Source organism: Pseudoalteromonas sp. S1612 (assembly GCF_005887175.1).
Classification (GTDB): Bacteria; Pseudomonadota; Gammaproteobacteria; order Enterobacterales; family Alteromonadaceae; genus Pseudoalteromonas; species Pseudoalteromonas undina.
Genome location: NZ_PNDH01000032.1, coordinates 21,983 through 42,649, shown reverse-complemented (window position 1 = coordinate 42,649; position 20,667 = coordinate 21,983). Strand labels below are relative to the sequence as shown.

At 41.3% G+C, this 20,667-nt stretch carries 12 protein-coding genes; 7 read left to right on the top strand and 5 right to left on the bottom strand.

The window, feature by feature from the left end; all coding sequences use genetic code 11:
* Positions 1-898 precede the first annotated feature (898 nt).
* Together CWB78_RS12000 and CWB78_RS11995 are read right to left on the bottom strand one after the other, a co-directional pair.
* On the bottom strand, positions 899-1,753 hold the full coding sequence (locus CWB78_RS12000) for a PA4780 family RIO1-like protein kinase (protein WP_138595778.1): 855 nt from the start codon (positions 1,751-1,753) through the stop codon (positions 899-901).
* A 268-nt stretch (positions 1,754-2,021) separates the two neighbouring features.
* Positions 2,022-4,007 carry a ligand-gated channel protein gene (locus CWB78_RS11995; RefSeq protein WP_138595776.1) on the bottom strand — a complete coding sequence of 662 codons (1,986 nt, stop codon included), beginning with the start codon at positions 4,005-4,007 and terminating at the stop codon, positions 2,022-2,024.
* 121 nt (positions 4,008-4,128) lie between these two features.
* Here CWB78_RS11995 and CWB78_RS11990 point away from each other — a divergent pair, with 121 nt between their 5' ends.
* Positions 4,129-5,013 (top strand): LysR family transcriptional regulator, encoded by an 885-nt coding sequence (locus CWB78_RS11990; protein WP_138562845.1) that lies wholly within the window; start codon positions 4,129-4,131, stop codon positions 5,011-5,013.
* A gap of 33 nt (positions 5,014-5,046) precedes the next feature.
* Here the strand turns inward: CWB78_RS11990 and CWB78_RS11985 are convergent, their stop codons facing one another.
* On the bottom strand, positions 5,047-5,664 hold the full coding sequence (locus CWB78_RS11985) for a LysE family translocator (protein WP_138595774.1): 618 nt from the start codon (positions 5,662-5,664) through the stop codon (positions 5,047-5,049).
* Between the two features lie 189 nt (positions 5,665-5,853).
* A complete protein-coding gene (locus CWB78_RS11980) occupies positions 5,854-8,295 on the bottom strand; it encodes a S9 family peptidase (protein WP_138595772.1) in 2,442 nt (813 codons plus the stop codon).
* A 275-nt stretch (positions 8,296-8,570) separates the two neighbouring features.
* Here CWB78_RS11980 and CWB78_RS11975 point away from each other — a divergent pair, with 275 nt between their 5' ends.
* From CWB78_RS11975 to CWB78_RS11960, 4 genes are all read left to right on the top strand, one after another.
* Entirely contained in the window at positions 8,571-9,794 is a 1,224-nt protein-coding gene (locus CWB78_RS11975) for a glycosyltransferase (protein ID WP_138595770.1), read from the top strand.
* A 122-nt stretch (positions 9,795-9,916) separates the two neighbouring features.
* Positions 9,917-11,149: a threonine/serine exporter family protein gene (locus CWB78_RS11970; protein ID WP_138562871.1), complete on the top strand. Its 1,233-nt coding sequence runs from the start codon at positions 9,917-9,919 to the stop codon at positions 11,147-11,149.
* Positions 11,150-11,287: 138 nt separating this feature from the next.
* Positions 11,288-13,336: a S9 family peptidase gene (locus tag CWB78_RS11965; RefSeq protein ID WP_075169990.1), complete on the top strand. Its 2,049-nt coding sequence runs from the start codon at positions 11,288-11,290 to the stop codon at positions 13,334-13,336.
* Positions 13,337-13,472: 136 nt separating this feature from the next.
* A complete protein-coding gene (locus CWB78_RS11960; protein WP_138595768.1) occupies positions 13,473-15,140 on the top strand; it encodes an RluA family pseudouridine synthase in 1,668 nt (555 codons plus the stop codon).
* Between the two features lie 355 nt (positions 15,141-15,495).
* On the opposite strand, the gene CWB78_RS11955 is transcribed toward CWB78_RS11960, so the two are convergent.
* Positions 15,496-15,909, bottom strand: a complete 414-nt coding sequence (locus CWB78_RS11955; protein WP_138595766.1) for a hypothetical protein — start codon at positions 15,907-15,909, stop codon at positions 15,496-15,498.
* 235 nt (positions 15,910-16,144) lie between these two features.
* On the opposite strand from CWB78_RS11955, the gene CWB78_RS11950 reads away from it, so the two are divergent.
* Both CWB78_RS11950 and CWB78_RS11945 read left to right on the top strand, forming a co-directional pair.
* A complete protein-coding gene (locus CWB78_RS11950; RefSeq protein ID WP_138595764.1) occupies positions 16,145-18,496 on the top strand; it encodes a TonB-dependent receptor in 2,352 nt (783 codons plus the stop codon).
* Positions 18,497-18,513: 17 nt separating this feature from the next.
* Complete coding sequence (locus CWB78_RS11945; protein WP_138595762.1) at positions 18,514-20,667, top strand: dihydrolipoyl dehydrogenase family protein; 2,154 nt, start codon at positions 18,514-18,516, stop codon at positions 20,665-20,667.

Genomic DNA, 20,667 nt, shown 5'->3' with positions numbered 1-20,667 from the left:
TAACTTCGCAAAAGTGTCAACTTTAGTTATTCAGGACTCTCTCGTTTATGCTTAAAAAGTTGTCGAAAATACGACAAGGTGGGCTTTGTACGATACCATAATAACCTGGTCAAAAAGATTGGCAGGTAAACACAAGGGAATGGGCGAAGTGCATATTTTTTCAGGCGCTTAAATGTAGAAATACCATTGTTAATTTAATAAGATAGGCCACAAATTTAGAACCTTAGTTTCTGTTAGCTTAAATTATTGAGTCAACCGTAACTCTTACCTCTGCGATCGAAGATGATATTTAAATTTACCAAAAACTGGCTCTCTCCAAATTTTGTTATGGTTGTTTTGTTCTCAATAATATCCATGATCTCTACCTATTACTTACATGACTCTGAGTCTGTAAAAATAAAGGCTGCTTTGTTTGTTTCTCCTTTTTCTATTTAACAGGGCTCTATTACTTTTTGCATTTATTAACAACTCCCAATGAAATTACTTTAGGCAACAACAGTATCGAAATTGATGGGAAAGTTTATTCGTTAGGCTTAAATACTAAGTGTAGTGTTTTATTTAATAAAGCATCACAGGCTGAATTCGAAATAACCATAAATAATAAAAAGACCGTCACAACGTCTTTTTTTATAAATGTGATTTTAATGAGGAAGAATTTATCAACTATTACACTGATAATGAAAATGTGTTTGCAGACTCAATGGCATTTAATTAATGGATAGTATCAAGCTGCTTTTAGTTAAATGCACACCTGTCGGTTCCCGTTGATAGTAATGACAGAACTAACTTAGATTTTGCAGTGACGAGCTAAATCCATCCTTATGTGACTCATACCTATATGCTAAGTTTTGATCTAATAGTCAAAACTATAAGCAAAACTCAGCACGTAAATTAAGGGTTATTGCTCATCAGCGTCGCGAATGCGTTCTTTACGTTCTTGCTCTTCATCAAAGGCGGCTTGAATTTCGTCAAGTACTGAATCTACATCTGCAGCTTCGCTGTCATCCTCAAATTCACCACTTAGCACTGAGTGCGGGGTTAAGTTAGCATCTGCAAACAGTGCCCACATTTCTTTGGCATATTGCGTGTGTAATAACGCAGGTGCAAATTGGCCATAATAGCGGCGCATGTTATTTACATCGCGGGCAAACATGGCTTCGGCGCTATTATTAGCAGAGGCGTTAACCGCTTGGGGTAAATCAATAATTACTGGGCCGTTGCTATCTACAAGTACGTTAAATTCAGATAAGTCACCGTGAATAATCCCAGCGCATAGCATTAGTTTGATGTAGTGCATCATTAATGTATGTTGTTCAATGGCTTGTTTCTCGGTTAAATCAACTGCGCCAAGTTGTGGTGCAACATCGCCTTCGTCATCACTTACAAGTTCCATTAACAAAACACCGTCAATGCAGCCGTAAGTTTGCGGTACCCGAACACCTGCTGAGGATAAACGCGACAGCGCGTCAACCTCGGCATTTTGCCAAATTTCTTCTTCTAATTGACGGCCGTAACTTGAACGTTTACCCATAGCACGGGCTTGGCGCCCGCCTCGCACTTTTCGCCCTTCTTGGTACTGTGCAGCTTTTTTAAAACTGCGCTTACTGGCATCTTTGTATACTTTAGCGCAGCGAATGTCATCGCCACAGGCGACTACAAATACATCGGCCTCTTTACCACTCATTAAACGGCTGAGCACTTCATCAATAAAACCATCATCAACTAATGGCTGCAAGCGTTTAGGTATTTTCAAACGACACCTACTAAAAATACAGGGTTGGCTTTTTGTTTTGCTATGTGGTTCAAACGAGGCATACCTTTGGGGATTGAAGAAAGTTATAAATTATTAGTAAACTTTAAAGTTACATTTAATGACTAAATACGCTGCTAGAATAAGCGACTACACAGAAAAAGCCAACCGCCTTTTGTGCTTTTTAAACATTATTGAACAAGAACCTAGATAAAACCAAAAAACGAGTACGGTTTAGCGTACTCGTTTACTTTGTATTATTAAAAAGTGTTTAGAACTGCCACACTAAAGACGCCCAATAACGGCGACCATCTTCAACATAACCATACTCTTGCTCTGTGATCTCTTTATCAAGCAAGTTGTAAATTCCAGCACCGAGTTTAACGCTGTCACTTAGCTGATAATTAGCACCTAAATTGGCAATGGTATAATCAGGGGCAATTAAACTGCTTTGTGAAGGCCCTGTGGTAGGCTGGCTTTCTTCTCCACGATATTGCACACGTAACCATCCGCCTAACTTATCTGTTGGACGCCAATTTAAAGACGTTTGTAAACTATGTTTTGGTAGCTGATTAAGTGGGCTCCCCTTATATTCACCGGTTTTTTGCTCTGAGTCGGTGTAGGTATAACTGGCACTCACATCAATATCAGTTGAAATATCGTAATCTACTGATAGCTCAACACCTTGGGTTATGGCTTCATCCACATTAATGTAGGTAGTTGGCATGGAGCCGAACTGATTTGGGCCATCTGTGCACTGCGTTAATGGGCATGCTATACGAGTTATTTTGTCATCAAATTCATTATAAAAAACGGTTGTCGATATACTTAAATCGCGTCCAGAGTCATAGTAAACACCCATTTCATAGTTCACTGATTGCTCAGGCTTTAAGTCAGGGTTACCATAAATATTACCACCACGACTCACTTGTCCCCATTGCGCGGTAGATTGGCGAATATTTGGCGCACGGAAACCCGTTGATATGCCGCCTTTGATGGTGATCGCTTTAGATGCGCTATAAACACCGTATAAACGTGGACTCCAATGACCCGCAAAGTTGCCATCATGATCGTAACGTAGGCCTGCGGTAAGCTTAAAGTCATCCGTTGCTGCCCACTCGTTTTCACCAAAAACTGACCATTGCTCGTTTTCTACATGGGTTAAGTCGCTAATTTTATTACTTGTATAATCATCCAATGACTCTTTTAAATAGGTCGCACCAAACGTAGAGTTATGATCACTAAATAGCGGTAAACTCCAAGTTGTTTGAATGTCAGTATTTTCGACAAACATTTCACGTGAGTTATTATCAAACTTATCGTATTTAATGTAACTACGCGACGATCCAAAGTCATAAAAACCATTGTGTGACATAGAGTATGTTTGTTGCTCATACTCAGTAGTTGCTGATTCAGGGCAGCCACGTCGACCACAACTTTCTCCTGGAGCAAGCTCGGCAACTGTTTTGCCGAGGGTTTCATCTAATGTTTGTTTTGCCGAGCCAAGTTCAAACATTAATTCATGACTATCATTAGGTGTTAATGTGAACTTAGCTTTTACATTACTTTGTTCTTTGCCTCGAAATCCTGCAGTAAAGTCATCTTCATTTCGCTTTGAAAATTGACCGTATAATTGCACGCCCAATAGATCTGGAATAATGCCACCAGAAGTGAAAAAGCTGGCTTGGTTTATATCACCTGACTGGCTTTGCTCTTGAATGGTGCTGTCTAAACGCAGTTCTCCATACCACTGTTCTGGCGCTTTACGGGTAATAATATTGATCACACCACCAATAGCATCAGAGCCATACAACGACGACATAGGGCCACGTATTACTTCAATACGTTCAATCGCTGAAATTGGCGGCGTCCAAGCACCTTCTACCCCCGGGCCATCACTATTTGGTCGTGTTTCTCTTGAACTTTGGCGTTGCCCATCAATAAGAATAAGCGTGTATTGGCTTGCCATACCACGCAAGCTAATATCTTTTCTGTCACCTCCGCCAGTCACTATTACACCCGGAATATCAGCCATTGCATCGGTTAAGTCACGATAAAAGCGTTTTTCTAGCTGCGCTCTGTCGATAACACTAATACTTGCAGGTGCCTCTTTGAGCATTTGTTCGTAACCAGAAGCAGTGACAACCATTACTTCCATATCTTGTTTTTTTTCATCAGCAAAAGCAGGGTTAGCAATTGCAAAAGTACTTAAAATAAATGCAGTTACCGGCCTTAACTTACAACTTACCGTGTTCATGATATTTCTCCGTGACATTTAGCATGTAAATGATAATAATTAGCGTTTGCGATAATAGTGAGAAGTTCCCTTTCTCACAATGTTATTTTTATTAAAGCTAATTTAAGTAAGGCTTAACGGTATGAGTGATAAGTTAACTAAAACCCTGAATATATTTGTTCGCACAGTACAAACGGGAAGTATGAGCAAAGCTGCCGCAGACCTTTTAATGACAACCTCTGCAATTAGTCAGCAAATAAAACAAATAGAGCAAGATGTAGGTTTGAGTTTATTTAATCGCAGCCCTCGGGAATTAACGCTTACCGAGGCGGGTGAGCTGTATTATCAAAGTTGCTTACAAATGCTTGCCGTTGCAACAGCTACTTCAGAACAATTACAGCATTTACAAAACTGTCCGAGTGGGCAATTAAAACTAGCCGCCCCTGTTGGTTTTGGTGGTGGGTTATTAAGCGAGCCTGTAAAGCATTTAATTAGCCAATTTAGTGATATAGATGTGCACTTAACGCTTTCTGACGAGCCGATTGATATGATCAGAACAGGTATAGATTTAGTGCTGGCAATTGGTCCTCTCGAAGACTCAAACTTAATTGCACGCCAACTCGCTAGTTGGCCATTAATACTGTGTGTTCATAAAAATCATGCACTAGCACAGCAACCAAAAATCACACTGGATGACCTAAAAGCGCATAACCGCATTGCACATATAGCTGTTGATCCGGCGCTTACGCACCTTACCCGCGGTGAAAGCACAACACTACCAAAAGCACGTATTGCCATTAATAATATGCAAACTGTGATTCAATTTGTTCTCGACGAGTTAGGCTATGCTATTTTGCCAGAGCCTGAAGTACGTAATTTTTTAGCTACAGGAGAACTTTTAGAAATATGCACTGATTGGCAGCTTCCCCATTACGATGTATTTGCTCTAACGCCTGCACGCGACACGTTAGCAGCAAAAACAAAAGCTGCAATTAAAGCACTTAACGCATCATTTTCAGCTATTTAAATAACCTAAGTTCAGGTTAAGGCTTGTTTATAGTTAACTAATTGCAAGCCAAACTCCTACTAGCACCATTAAACTTCCCGCAATACGATTCATCCACTTAATGTTATTGCCTTTGGTTAAAAATAACCGCAGGGTTTTGCCACCTGTTGCGTAAATCATCATACAGATAAACTCTGAGAGCAAAATAATGGCCACCAGCACCGCTAATTGCGGCGCAACACTGTATTGTACGTTAATAAAAGGAGGTAATAAGGAAATCATAAACGCCCATCCTTTTGGATTGGCAATGGCGGTTACAAACCCCTGTGAAAATAATGAATATCGGCTCACCGCTGTTGTGTTATGTGTATCAACCGACATTTTTCCTTTCGCACGCCACATATTAATGCCGATGTAGATTAAATAAGCACCACCTAGCCATTTTAAAATATCGAATGCGCTGGGGTAATTAAGCATTACACTGGCAACACCTAACACTGCGGCTACCGCAACACTGGCGACACCTAATAGCTCGCCAATCATCATCCATAAAGTTCGGCGCACGCCTATACTCATGCCTAAAGTCATGGCCAGTGTCATGCACATACCAGGAGTAATAGACACAAAAAAGAACGTAGGAACAAATACCGCAAGTGCAGCTACATCAATCATTTAAAGCTCGCAATAGGTTAAAAAAGTAGTGTTAATTTTGAATGAAAGGGTAAAGGAAAAATAGCTATCGGTAAATTAGAAATAACAGCATCGAGAGTCGGGCTAAGAGCACCGAGCTTAGCCCGAGTTAGCAGCGCAGTATTTCGCGCCGCCAAACCTCGAAGCCCTGAGCTCGAAACTCTTAGCAAATTAATTTACTGTTGTTTCAGTGTCTACTTCGTTATCACTTAACAAGTACTTATCAAGCCACTGCTCTTGCTCCCATAGCACATGTAATAAGCTTTTACGGGCACGGTAGCCGTGGGCTTCGTAAGGAAGCATCACTAAACGCGCTTCTTTACCCAAGCCTTTAAGTGCAGCATACATACGTTCACTTTGCATTGGGAAAGTTCCCGAATTCGGATCTTCTTGACCGTGGATCATTAACATAGGTTCGTTAATCTTCTCAGCATGGAAAAACGGCGACATGTTTGCGTACACACTTTGTGCTTGCCAAAAATCACGTTCTTCACCTTGAAAACCAAACGGCGTTAATGTGCGGTTATACGCACCACTTCGGGCAATACCAGCCTTAAATAAGTCGCTATGCGCTAATAAGTTAGCCACCATGAATGCACCGTAAGAGTGCCCTGCAATGGCGATATTATCTTTATCAGCAATACCCTTTTCAACCAGTACATCTACCGCTGCCTTGGCGCTAGAAACCAGCTGTTTTCTAAAGTGATCATTTGGCTCACTACCATCAACACCTACAATCGGCATTTTAGGATCGTCAAATACCGCAATTCCTTTAGCTAAATAAGGCATTGGGCCCCAGTAACCTATGTAGGTAAATTCGTATTCTGATTCGCGTACTTGTGAAGCAACCGCTTTATCTTTATATTCAAGTGGATATGCCCACATCAGAACAGGTAAAGGCCCTTGTGTTTTGTCATACCCTGGCGGTAAATAAAGCGTACCTGAAAGCTCAACACCGTCATCGCGGGTATAACGTAATTGCTCTTTAGTCACCCCTTTAAATGCTGGATACGGATGCTCAAATTGGGTCAGTTGCGTTAAGCTATCTTTATCTAAATCGCGAATAAAAAAGTTAGGCTGCTGCGTTTTAGATTCACGAATAGTAATAATACGCTTACCTTCATCGTCTAATAAAGCTCGCACTCGCTCGTAGTAAGGTGCAGCCGATTGCCATACTCGCTTAGTGCTATTTGTTTTTACATCATATTGATCTAAAAATGGAATATTTCCTTGCTCAGATGCACCGTTTCCACGAAGGTAAATGTAACGTCCGCCTACGACTTTTATAACACGCGTGCCTAAGTCGTTTCGTTCATATATGGCACTACCTGGATCTTTATAGGCATCATTGTAGCTTCGCTCTGAAAATAACACGCGGTTACTATCAGCATTACGTGGTTGAATAACATAAGTGCGCACTTGTCGGTCACTAAAGCGCCAATCACTTAGCATGGCAATGTTGTCATTACCCCATTGTATGCCTGCAAAACGACGCTCTACTTTGGCAAATAATTTAGGGTCGCGTTTAAACGGTGCACGTAAACTATAAAGGTAATCATGATGCTCAACCTCAGTTTTCATATCGCCGCCATCTTGCGCTTCGGCCCAAATAACCTCCGCGCCCTGATCGGCTCGCCACTCAAAATCACGACGATCAGTGCGAACACTGTCATACCCTTGAGGAATGTTGTCGGCAAGAGGTTGCTTAGCCAGCTCGACTAATGCATATCCCCGCATTCCCCATATTTGCCATGTAGTTGCAAAACGGCTGTAAGGGACTTGATACGAAAATGGCTCGTCGATGGTCGCGACTAAAATATTGGTTGAATCAGGCGAAATTGAAAACGATTTAAATAAGCCAGCACGGCCAATTGGCTGTGCTTTACCATCAAGCGTGATATACGCTAATTGACCTTGACCATAAAATTTAAATTGTGCTTCATCAAATGGGCTGGTTAATAAGTTTTGATAAGTACGCGCTGGGGCTTTTTCACCGCTACTTTGTTGAATAACCGGTACTGTGCTTTGGGTATCATTGGTTAATCTGGGTTTGTCTAAGTTAACCGCTAAATTCGCCACAATCGCTGTGCTATCGGGTAACCACTGATAAGGTGTAGCGGTTAATACTGAATTTAGTGCAAACTCATTTAACTGCTTTGCTTGCTTGGTTTTAACGCTATAAACCCAAAGCCGTGCGTTATCCGGTTGTTCAACAATAAACGCTAAATACTCGCTATTTGCTGACCAGCGAGGAGAGCGAATGATCCCCTGCGGCAAATTATTTACGTTAACCACAGTACCACTTTCTACATGCTTAAGTTCTAAAGCACTGTATTTGGCACTTACCCGTGAGCGTGAAAAGTTAGCTGGGTTGAGCTTGATCCCCGCAAGCTTAAATTCTTCTTTTGCCAGCTCATCAAGCGACACAACACGCTTGCGTTCAAACAAAGCCAGCCACTGTCCATCACTTGATAAAGAACTAGTTGGTGCTAACTTAGCATCTACAAGTGTAGCAAGCGCTGGTGAAGGGGTTTGATATCCTTGCTCTGCATAACTTGCAGGCAATAAAACAATGCAGCCTACCAAGGCAATTAACAGCCTAAAAGCATTCATGTTTTCATCCTTTTTATTGTTAAATATTACCGGATATATAAACACGTTTTGCACCATTCATAAAGTGTTAAGCTAAGTAATGACTTAAGTAGCCTGAATACGCTAAAATACACGCCTATTTACTCAACGCTAAAATCGGTTGTTTATGTCCATTAATTTGCAGCATTTTAGTTTTTCGAAATCATACTCTGCTTTTTAAATACCGTTACAGCTTTTAAAAATATACCACTGTGTTTGAGTCTGTTTTTCCATCAAATAATTAGAGAATCTAGCCAATGAAAAAAGTGCTGGTAATTGGCTATGTATGGCCAGAGCCCAATTCATCTGCTGCAGGTACGCACATGATGTCGTTACTAAATGCGTTTAGGACGCAAAACTGGGATGTTGAGTTCGCCACGCCCGCACAGCCTACCAAACACATGGTTGACCTTGCCGACTTTGGTATAACCAGCCAAAGCATCGCTCTTAACTGCGATAGTTTTGATGACTATGTTAAAGCTTACAACCCCGATTTAGTGATGTTCGATCGTTTTATGATGGAAGAGCAGTTTGGCTGGCGCGTAGATAAGCATTGTCCTAATGCGCTTAAAATTTTAGACACCGAAGATTTACAATGCCTGCGTAATGCACGCCATGAGGCGCATAAAGGTGAGCGCGAATTCAACCACAGCGATTTACTATCAGACATAGCTAAACGTGAAATAGCCGCTATTTTACGCTGTGATCTCAGCTTAATTATCTCAAGCTATGAGATGGAACTACTCAATGAAGTGTTTAAAGTTGAGCCTAGCGTGTTGCATCACTTACCTTTTATGGTTGATTTAAGTGCCTTACCTGAGCAAACTAAATCGTATCAACAACGCCAACACTTTATGACCATTGGTAATTTCAGACATGCCCCAAACTGGGATGCGGTACTCTATTTACAAAAAATTTGGCCGCTTATCCGCAAACAACTACCGCAAGCAGAATTGCATATTTATGGCTCTTACCCGCCGCCAAAAGCCACCGCGCTTAATAACCCTAAAACCGGCTTTTTAATTAAAGGCTGGGCCGATGATGCGTATGAAGTAATGCAAAGTGCGCGGATTTGCTTAGCTCCTTTGCGTTTTGGAGCGGGTATTAAAGGTAAACTTTTAGAAGCCATGATCATGCAAACCCCAAGCATCACCACGCCTATTGGCAGCGAAGGTATGCACAGCACGTTGCCGTGGCCAGGTGTGGTAACAGCAGATACGCAAGCTTTTGCAGATGCCGCAGTCTCTTTATACAACAACGAGGCTAAATTTAGTGAAGCACAAGCCGCTGGCAGCCTTCTGCTTAATACTCTGTATGACAAAGTACAGTTAAGTGCTCAATTAATTGAAAAAATCGACTCAATAAGCAGTAATTTAGATGCTCACCGGATGAAAAATTTCACGGGTCAAATGCTCAAACACCATACCATGCGCAGCACACAATATATGTCGCAGTGGATAGCAGAAAAAAATAAAAAATAACATTAAAAATCACTAGACAGGCGGCGATTTGTGTTTAAAATCGCCGCAAATAAACTTGGGCAATTTTAGCATTATTGCCTATATTTTTAGCTTAGTTATTTAATAGTTGGTTCAAAACAAATTTGAAAACCGCAACGTTTACTGAAAAACGCAAATTTATCGTTAAATTGGGCAAAATGCTCCATAAATACGGTACACCTGCCTATCGCTTAGAAGCCCACTTAATGGAAGTGGCGACTTATTTAGATCTTAAATCATCGTTTGTTATGTCGCCCACGTCGGTTACCTTTGTTATTTGGACCGATGGCCATGAAGATGAATACACCCATGTTGCCCGCGTTGACCCAGGCGATCACGATTTAGGTTCACTTGCCGATACCGATGACCTAGTTAATAAAATGCTTAATGGTGAGCTCACGTTGCAAGAGGTTGATCAGCAACTTGATATTATTTTTGATGCCCCAAATCCTTATAACAGAGTGCTGACAGGCGTTGCCTTTGCCACCTCTGGCGGCGCATTTGCAATGCTTATGGGCACCAGTTGGAATGATGTTCTGTGGTCTGGGTTATTAACCTTTATTGTATACTTATTTGTATTGTGGTCGGCCCGTTCGAAACGTGTGGCTCACATGCTTGAGCCATTAGTGGCAATAGTGTCGGCTATTCTTGCTTGTGCTATTAGCGTTCATTTAGATGCACACATCAACATTCGATTAATTGTGCTTTCTGCCATTATTGTGTTTATACCCGGTTTAGCCCTTGCACTTGGCCTTGCTGAACTCGCAGCCAGACATTTAGTATCGGGCACAGCTCGCGTTATGGACTCATTTATGTTGCTGTTTAAGCTTTATTTTGGGGCTTTTATTGGTCTTGCTATTGGCTTTGCAGTCTTTGGGCAAGCCGATTTCGTACAACCTGAGCCGCTACCAAAGTGGACTGCATGGCTCGCTATTTTACTTTTGTGTAGTAGCTTAATCGTTATCTTTAGAACAAAGCTTAAACATGCAATGTGGTCTATTGCCTCAGGCTTTATAGCTTATGGCACTAGTATTGGGCCTGCCATTTATTTAGATTTAAATTACACATTAGGGACCTTTATTGGTGCATTTTCTGTTGGTGTGTTCAGTAATTTATTTAACCGTGTTGCTAATGCCCCGGCCTCAATTGTTGCTATGCAAGGCCTAATTGTATTGGTACCAGGGAGCAAAACGTATATTGGTTTAAACTCACTGATTGAAGGCCAAGACTTTGTTTATGCAGATCATATTGGTCAGCAAACGTTTTTAATCTTTATGTCGCTGGTGGCAGGACTTATTTTTGCAAACGTGGCACTTCCTCCTAAAAAGAGTCTATAGATTTATGCGCGGTTTTAAGCCGCGCTTTTGCATAACTACAACATTAAACCTCCTCTTTTGAGGATTAATCGCATTTTTTAGTATATTGAGAACACCTTGCTATAATAGCTGAAATCTAATAAAGCAAAGGAAATAACAATGCTAAAAACTAGCTTAGCGATAGCAATTGGGCTCTCAAGCTCACTTGCATTTGCGCAATCAGCAATTACTGTTGAAGACATTCCAAAAGTAAAATCAGTAATACAAACAACCGTTAGCCCCGATGGCGACAGTGTTGCATTTACCCGTTCGTTACCTCGCACGCTTTACGTTGACGAAAATGGCAGCAATTACAGTGAGCTTTATGTTGTTGACGATAAAGGTGTTGAACGCCCTTTTATTACCGGTTCAGTTAATATTAAAAGCCTACAATGGTCAAACGACAGCAAAACAATTTACTTTTTAGCGAAATTAAAAGACGACAAATATACTTCGCTTTACCAAATACCTGTTGATGGCGGCCAAGCACAAGCGGTTATGTCATTAAAAGACACATCTATTTCAAGCTATCAGTTAAGCCCTGATAACAAGCAAGTCGCTATTTTAGCAATGCCAGCTGCTGATAAGTCAGAAAAAGAACTTAAAAAACTTGGCTTTAAAGCAGAAGTGTACGAGCAAGGCCTTAAAAACAAGCAGCTTTTTATTGTAGATTTAGCTAAAGCCGACAAGCCACTTACTCCAACCGCACTCAATGTTGATAGCTACGTGAGTGACGTTAATTGGGCTGCGAATGGTGAAAAGCTTCTGGTTAAAACTCAACCTACTGCACTAATTGATGATAAATACACAAAATCGATGTGGCACTTGTTTGATATTGCCAGCAACAAAGTCACCTTATCGTTTAAAACTGAAGGTAAGCTAGGCGATGCCGAGCTTTCGCATGACGGTAAATACATTGCTATTTTAGGTGCTGAAGATAAGCACGACCCTGCAACTGGCCGCTTATTTATTGCCGATACTAAAACCGCCGAAATCACTGAATGGTTACCTAACTTTATGGGCCACGTTGTTGACTTTGAATGGTCGCATAAACGTAACACGCTTAACTTTATTGCCAATGTTGGCACAGAAAGTTTTGTTGCGAGCATTAAAACCGGCTCTAACAAATACAAAAAGCTAGTAAAAGAAGGTAAATTTATTGCCTCTCAGCTAAGTGTTTCTGATTCAGATAAAACCCTAGCACTTCGTGGTAACACGGCAAAACACCCTAACGAAGTCTTTATTGTGCGCAGTAACAAGGCAAAACGTTTAACTGATTCAAACAGCTGGTTAAACGACAAACGCTTTGCTAAACAAGAAACAATTACCCTTAAAGCGCGTGACGGTGTAGAGCTTGATGGTGTTCTAGTTTACCCACTCGATTATGAAAAAGGCACACGCTACCCACTAATTATGTCGGTACACGGTGGCCCTGAAAGTCATGATAAAAACGGCTGGGTAACTAACTACTCGCGTCCTGGTCAAATGGGCGCTGCACGTGGTTACGCGGTATTTTACCCTAATTACCGAGGTTCAACAGGTAAAGGCGTAGATTACTCTAAACTAGGTCAAAACGATTACGCAGGTAAAGAGTTTGACGACTTAGTTGATTTTAAAAATCACCTTGTTGATATGGGATTAGTTGATACTAAACGCGTGGGTATTACCGGTGGTTCTTACGGCGGTTATGCATCAGCCTGGGGCGCTACAAAGCTAACCGAGCACTTTGCTGCCAGCGTTATGTTTGTGGGTGTCACTAATCAGCTATCTAAATTTGGTACTACTGATATTTCAAACGAAATGAACCTAGTTCATGCGCGTTCATACCCATGGGATAAATGGCAATGGTACCTAGAGCGCAGCCCAATTTACTGGGCGGGTCAATCTGAAACGCCACTGCTTATTATGCATGGTAAAGACGATCCTCGCGTTCACCCTGCACAATCTATGGAACTTTACCGTTACATGAAAGTGCAAGGTAAAGATGTTCGCCTTGTTTACTACCCAGGCGAAGGCCATGGTAACCGTAAAGTAGCGGCACAGTACGATTACAGCTTGCGTTTAATGCGTTGGATGGACAACTACTTAATGGAAGGCAAAAAAGACATGCCTGCATTTGAAATTGACCATGCAGCTAAATTAAAAGCAGTGAAAGACGCTAACAAATAAGTATTAGCTTAATACCAAAGGCCAACATAAATATGTTGGCCTTTTTGTTTGTAATGCCAGGCATGCTTAGTGGCAAAGCGCTGCTTATGTTACACTCTGACTAATTATTCTGATAACTGCTAATCACACTATTGCCATGTCAAACCCTGCTAGCTGCTTTACCACTTTTAATGAAAATATAGATAACCTTGCACTGCCTGAGCAGTTTACGTTTCCCTTTTATTATAAACCTCATCCGCTGGCTGTGGCTGCTGCAAAACAATTACAACTACAATTAAAAAAGCTAGATAAGGCTATTTTAGATACAGATGATATTGATGCCGGTAAAATGTTTGGCGTATTGGTTGTTCAAGATAAGTCGCAACAGCTAGGCTTTATTAGCGCCTACTCTGGGCAAATAGCGGGGATAGATGAGCAATTGTATTTTGCGCCAAATGTGGCACTTAAACATATTGACGATGCAGAATTTAGTCAGCAAAGCCAAGTGATTAACGACATTAATGCGCAAATTACAGCCTTGCAAAACAGTGATAATTATCAACAAATTGAGCAACAGTTAGTGACTGCTCGCCAACACTATGAGCAACAACTTATCGCCAAGCAGCAAGCGATGCAAGTAACTCGAAAACAGCGAAAAAAGCAACGACAAGTTGCCAGCAAGCAACTCAATAATGATGAGTTTGAAAAACTGAAGAACCAATTAGCTGGGCAGAGCATTGTTGAGAAAAAACAACTACAAGCATTAAAGCAACAGTGGCAAACACGCATTGCAGCGCTTGAACAAGCACAACTCACAATAGATGATGAAATTAACGGATTAAAAAAACGCCGTAAAGTACTCTCTAAAAATTTACAAAAAAAGCTATTCGCTCAATACCAGTTTTTAAATGCAAACGGCGAAGTGACCGATTTAAACGCCATTTTTGCCAAACTGCCCGAGCACACACCGCCTTCAGGCGCGGGAGATTGTGCCGCGCCAAAATTATTACAATATGCTTATAAAAATAATTTAAAGCCCCTGGCTATGGCCGAATTTTGGTGGGGCGCACCGCCTAAGTCGGCAATAAGACATCATTTACATTATTACCCATCGTGCTATAGCAAATGCCAGCCTATTTTAGGGCATATGCTAGAGGGGTTAAATGTTGAAGACAACCCGCTTTTGGTCAACCCTGCACAGGGTAAAGACCTAACGATTGTTTATCAAGACGATGATTTGTTAGTGGTAAATAAACCAGCTGAATTTTTATCTGTGCCAGGCATTAATATTGACGATTCGGTATATATGCGAATCAAAACTCAGTTCCCACACGCTTCGGGGCCACTTATTGTGCACCGATTAGACATGTCGACTTCAGGGCTGTTAATGATTGCGTTAAATAAACGGGTGCATAAAGCACTGCAAAAACAGTTTATAGAGCGTAGTGTAGAAAAACGATATATTGCTTTAGTGGCGGGTAATATTGCTGCTGAGAGTGGCAGCATAGAGTTACCTTTAGTGCTTGATTTTGATGATAAGCCACGGCAAATGGTGTGTTACAAAACGGGGAAGCCGTCATTAACAACATGGCAGGTACTGGAACGTAAAAATAATACCACCCGCTTACAACTTTATCCTAAAACAGGACGTACTCATCAATTGCGTGTTCACTGTGCCCACCACTTAGGATTAAATACACCCATTGTGGGCGACACTCACTACGGTGAAAAGGCAGAACGACTGCATTTGCATGCCGAGTATTTAGCTTTTACCCATCCTATTAGTCATGAACGATTAGAATTTGAAGTAGCCGCTGATTTTTAAATCAGCGCTGCTTTTAGTCGAATCGGATTCTAAAACAGTGCCATTTTTTCATATTGCAAAGTAGGTAACTTTTACCGTTGCAATATAGAAAGATTTACCTGCATTATGCAAAGCCACAATCCAAACAATATAAATATCTATAAAATTCATACTGTTAAAAATTGGCATTGGCTTTGCTTTTATTATTGTACGTATTTGTTACAGCAACTTAACTTGATTGAAAGCGCCAAAAAGTGCTTTTAATTACACACAGTAAATGGCTTGCTAACCGCTTACTGTGTACAACAGAACTTCCTACACTCCCTGTGTACTTTATTGGTTATAGGCTAACGCTTATAACCATTTTTTTTGCTTATTATTTAACGGTAAATTTTACGTCTTGATCGCGTAATAAATAAAGCGCAAAACACGCAGCCCACATAGGCCATGCTGCAAAAAACAGTAAATTATTAAAGCCATCTATGTACTGGTTGTAAGAAGACAGCGTTGATAGTCCATGCATTATAAAAATAACACCGTAAGTAATACGTTTTTTAAAACCGACTAAAAATGCTATTACTAGCAATAATTGCAGTGCACCTAAAATATAAGCAATAGTATCGGTAGAGCCACTGATCCCATAAAAATGTTCAAAGATACGGGCGCTATGCCCCGGATTTACAAATTTATCCAGTGTCCACATTACCATCACAATAAACACCCCTAAGCGCAGCGATAAAAGCGACCACTGCAAACGAGTTTGTAAATCTGTATTGATTGAATCTGTCATAAAATTTCCTTAAAAAAGATATAAATAAACTAATTGGCAAGTAAGACCGTATAAGCGTATTTTTATTTTCAATTAATTAAAATTAAACCTAAACTGATCTTAAGTTGAGTTATTTAAAGGCACTATTATTTAAGCGCTAAGATAAAAAATAAAAATATTAACAATTGATTGAAAGATATTTTTATCTGTCTTGGTCTTTTGTGTACGTCAACATATAACAATAGAGAAACACGATTTGAAATACACGTATTTAGCTTTAACCCTCGCCCCCCTATTAAATGTAGCTTTAGATGCTCAGGCTAATGAAACAACTAGCTCTGACCCCATTGAGCGAATTGAGGTGGCAGGTCAAGCGCTTAAATCTAAAAACCTCTCTATTAAAAACACCACAGTAAACGGCCCTTTTGGCGACAACCTAGCTTTGCAAGACATAGCCCGCTCTGTGACCCCTATTTCTAAAGAGCTAATTGAGCAACTTAACATAACAACATTGCACGATGTTCTGGCAGTAAGTCCTAATACATACGCTGCAAGTGGTTTTGGTGCACCAAGTTTACCGACGATCCGCGGCCAGTTAGGTGAGTTATTTCAAGATGGTACTCGACGCCAAGCGGGTAATAATGGTTTTGGTGTGCCGTTGTCGTTTAATGCGATAGAACAGATAGACGTAGTTAAAGGTGCACCACCTGTGTTGTTTGGTTCAAGCCAACGTAACGGGGGCTTTGTAAACTTGCACTCTAAAACAGCGTCAACTGATCAGCGCAAAGGCAATGTGAAGTTGTCTGCAGGCAGTTGGGATAAGTATAGTGCCCAAGTAGATTACAACGCACCGATTGTTGAGGATAAAATTGGCTTACGTGTTAGCTATGAGCATATTGATCAGGGTAGTTATTATGACTATTCAGCCACACAAAGTGATAGCTTGTTTGCGGCATTAAAAATTTTACCGGATGATAAAAGCAGTTGGGACATTAACTTTGAACTGTACCAAACAGAATTTACCGATAACGCTGGTATAAACCGCCCTACCCAAGCGCTTATCGATCATAATCTTTATATTACTGGTCAAGGGTTACAAGCGAATGGCAGCACAGTTCCTGGCGCAGGCTCTATTATATCGCCTACAGGACAAGTCAAAATAGACACCAGCCGTGTGCTTACCGATCCTGATAATCTCAATCAAGCAACCACTTATTTAGTTCACAGTATTTATAAGCGCGCACTGTCTGATGTAATGTCGATTAAAAACATTACTTACTTTCAACATTTGCAGCGCGAAGAAATAGCACAAAATAGTTTTGTTGAAATAATTGATGGCGCCGATATCGCACAAAACCGCACTGAACTCACCTATCAATGGAGTGATGAGCAGCAAACCTTATTCGCCGTTGATGTTCGTTATAATAAAGTATTGGGTTACAGCCAATTTACTACTGAAGCCGACACACCTATTGATTTAACCGGCCCACTTTCAAACCGCCGCATTCCATTAACTGATACTCAAAAAGCACGTTTGGTAGAGCTACGCCCCGGTGTATATGTATCCCCTGGTGGTCAGTACGATATTAACAATGATGGCAATGGTGATTTTAATTTATCAGACACTACAGATTCACGCTCATGGCAAACCGGCATTGCCATTCAACAAGACTCACAATGGACTGACAGCTTACGCACCAGTGCTGGCTATCGTGTTGATTACTATGATGTAGAAGCAAATGACCCGATTGCACCTCAAGGGCAAATAGCCGCTAGTGATAGCATTAACGATACACTGCAATCAGCGCAGTTGAGCGTTAATTACTCAGTTAATGACGATTTAACCACTTATGCGGCAGCAAGTTATAACGAAGCCACCTCTAACAGCATGGCCGGCGGTAATACGTTAGGTGGTGACAATACAATTAGCGGACAAAATTTTGCTACGGAAAATACTTTAGTCGAGTTTGGCGTGAAATATGCGCCAACACAAAGCGACTGGTATGCAGATGCTGCTGTATTTAGCCAACGCCGCAGCTTACGTAATCGCGATGGTAGCAATACTGGTATTCGTACGACCGGATTCGAAAGCCAAGTATTTTATGACGCTTACCCTTACTGGGTAAGCGCAGGCTACAGTTACATTGATGCCCGTTATGATAACTCTGCGACAGGCCAAGACTCAGCTCAAATAGCCGATGCGTTTGATAATTCGCGCCCCGATATTATTGCGGGTAACAGCATTGGTGCACCAAGTTACACAGCTTTTGCTCCCTCAAACCGCCAAGTACAAGGGATCCCAGAGCAATCATTAAGCTTAAATGCTAACTATACAATAACTTCTCAGTGGCAAGCTGGATTTTCTGCCCTGTATACTAAAAGCTACCCATTGGATTTTTTAGCTACCGTATACATTCGCGATCAGCACACCTTAAATGTTAATACCAGCTATGCGTTTACCTCGGCAACTAAATTGAGGCTTGATGTAAATAATATTACCGATCAGCAAAACTGGCGCCCTGTATTTGAAGGTGGCTATTTTGGCGCGACACTCGCGTTCCCAGAATTACCAATTAACGCTAAGCTCACGCTTACCCATAACTTTTAAACCGTTTGAGAGATAACATGTTAAAAAAATTAAGTTTGTTATTACTGGCGGCGATTGGTGTCGGTTTATTCTTTTTTTATGACCTAAACCAGCTCCTTACCCTCGACGGGCTAAAAGGGTCAATGGCACAATTTGATCAGTACAAAGCTCAATCACCGCTTTTGGTGATCGGAGGGTTCTTTTTACTTTATATATTAGTGACCGCGCTATCACTGCCCGGTGCAGCCATTTTAACGCTAGCCGCTGGTGCATTATTTGGTTTGGCGCAAGGGCTATTAGTTGCCTCGTTTGCCTCAAGCATTGGTGCTACGTTAGCATTTTTAGTGTCACGTTATTTATTGCGCGATACCATAAAAAAACGCTTTCCTGAACGTTTAGCCGCTATAGATACTGGGGTTGAAAAAGAAGGCGCATTTTACTTATTTACGCTGCGCTTAGTGCCTGTTTTTCCGTTCTTTTTAATTAATTTATTAATGGGTTTAACCGCTATTAAGTCATGGACTTTTTACTGGGTAAGCCAAATAGGAATGCTGGCGGGTACCTTTGTATTTGTGAACGCGGGTACTCAATTAGCACAAATAGATAGCTTATCGGGTATTTTATCGCTGGATTTAATTTTATCGTTTGCGTTATTAGGGGTATTCCCGTTAATTGCAAAAACCCTGATAAATGCAATAAAAAAGCGCCGTGTTTATAAAAACTATACTAAACCCAAAACATACGATCGCAACATGATTGTTATTGGTGCGGGCGCAGGCGGCTTAGTCACCAGCTATATTGCAGCAGCAGTTAAAGCCAAAGTTACCTTAATTGAAGCCGGCGAAATGGGCGGCGACTGCTTAAATACTGGCTGTGTGCCTAGTAAAGCTATTATTAAAAGTGCAAAAGTAGCCCAGCAAATACGCCAAGCTGAAAAATATGGGCTACAAAGCACGACACCGCAGTTTTCGTTTAAAAAAATAATGGCACGTGTACAGCAAGTGATTGCCGATATTGCCCCACACGACAGTGTTGAGCGCTACACAAATTTAGGCGTAGATGTTGTAAAAGGCTACGCCAAACTTATCGACCCGTGGACGGTGGAAATTAAATTAAATGATGGCGGCACGCAAACACTCACTGCCCGCACTATTGTTATTGCCACTGGCGCACGCCCATTTGTACCGCCACTTCCGGGTATTGAAGAAACCGGCTATGTAACCAGTGATACGTTATGGAACAAATTTGCTGAGCTTGAAGAAGCCCCTAAAAAGCTTGTTGTACTTGGCGGTGGTCCAATTGGTAGCGAATTGGCACAAAGCTTTGCCCGTTTAGGCTCAAGCGTTACGCAAATTGAGATGGCTGAACGCATTATGATCAAAGAAGACTTAGAGGTGTCTAAATTTGCTCACGAAGCGCTAACGCAAAGCGGCGTAAACATTTTAACCTCGCATCAGGCACTGCGCTGTGAAGAGCGCGATGGCAAAAAATTCATTGTGGTAAAACATAACGACAACGAAATCGATATTGAATACGATGAGCTACTATGTGCTGTTGGCCGAACCGCTCGTCTTAAAGGTTACGGCCTTGAAGAACTAGGTATTGAAACGAGCCGCACTGTAGTCACAAATGAATACCTTGAAACACTCTATCCTAATATTTTTGCCGCTGGCGATATTGTAGGACCGTATCAGTTTACACACGTAGCCGCTCACCAAGGTTGGTATGCTGCTGTAAATGGCTTATTTGGTAACCTTAAAAAGTTTAAAGTGGATTACCGTGTCATTCCGTGGACCACATTTATTGACCCTGAAGTAGCACGGGTGGGCATAAATGAACAAGAAGCGATTGAAAAAGGCATAGACTATGAAATCACCCGCTTTGAATTTGAAGAGCTAGATCGCGCCATCACCGAAAGCGCTAACAATGGTTTTATCAAAGTGATCACACCTAAAGGTAAAGACAAAATACTTGGTGTTACTGTGGTATCTGAACACGCTGGCGATTTAATTGCTGAGTTTGTGTTAGCCATGAAACACGGTTTAGGGCTTAATAAAATATTGGGCACCATTCACAGCTACCCAACATGGGCTGAAGGTAACAAATATGTGGCGGGCGAATGGAAACGTGCTCATGCTCCTGAAAAGGTACTTAACTTGCTGGAAAAATACCACGCCTGGCGCAGAGGCTAA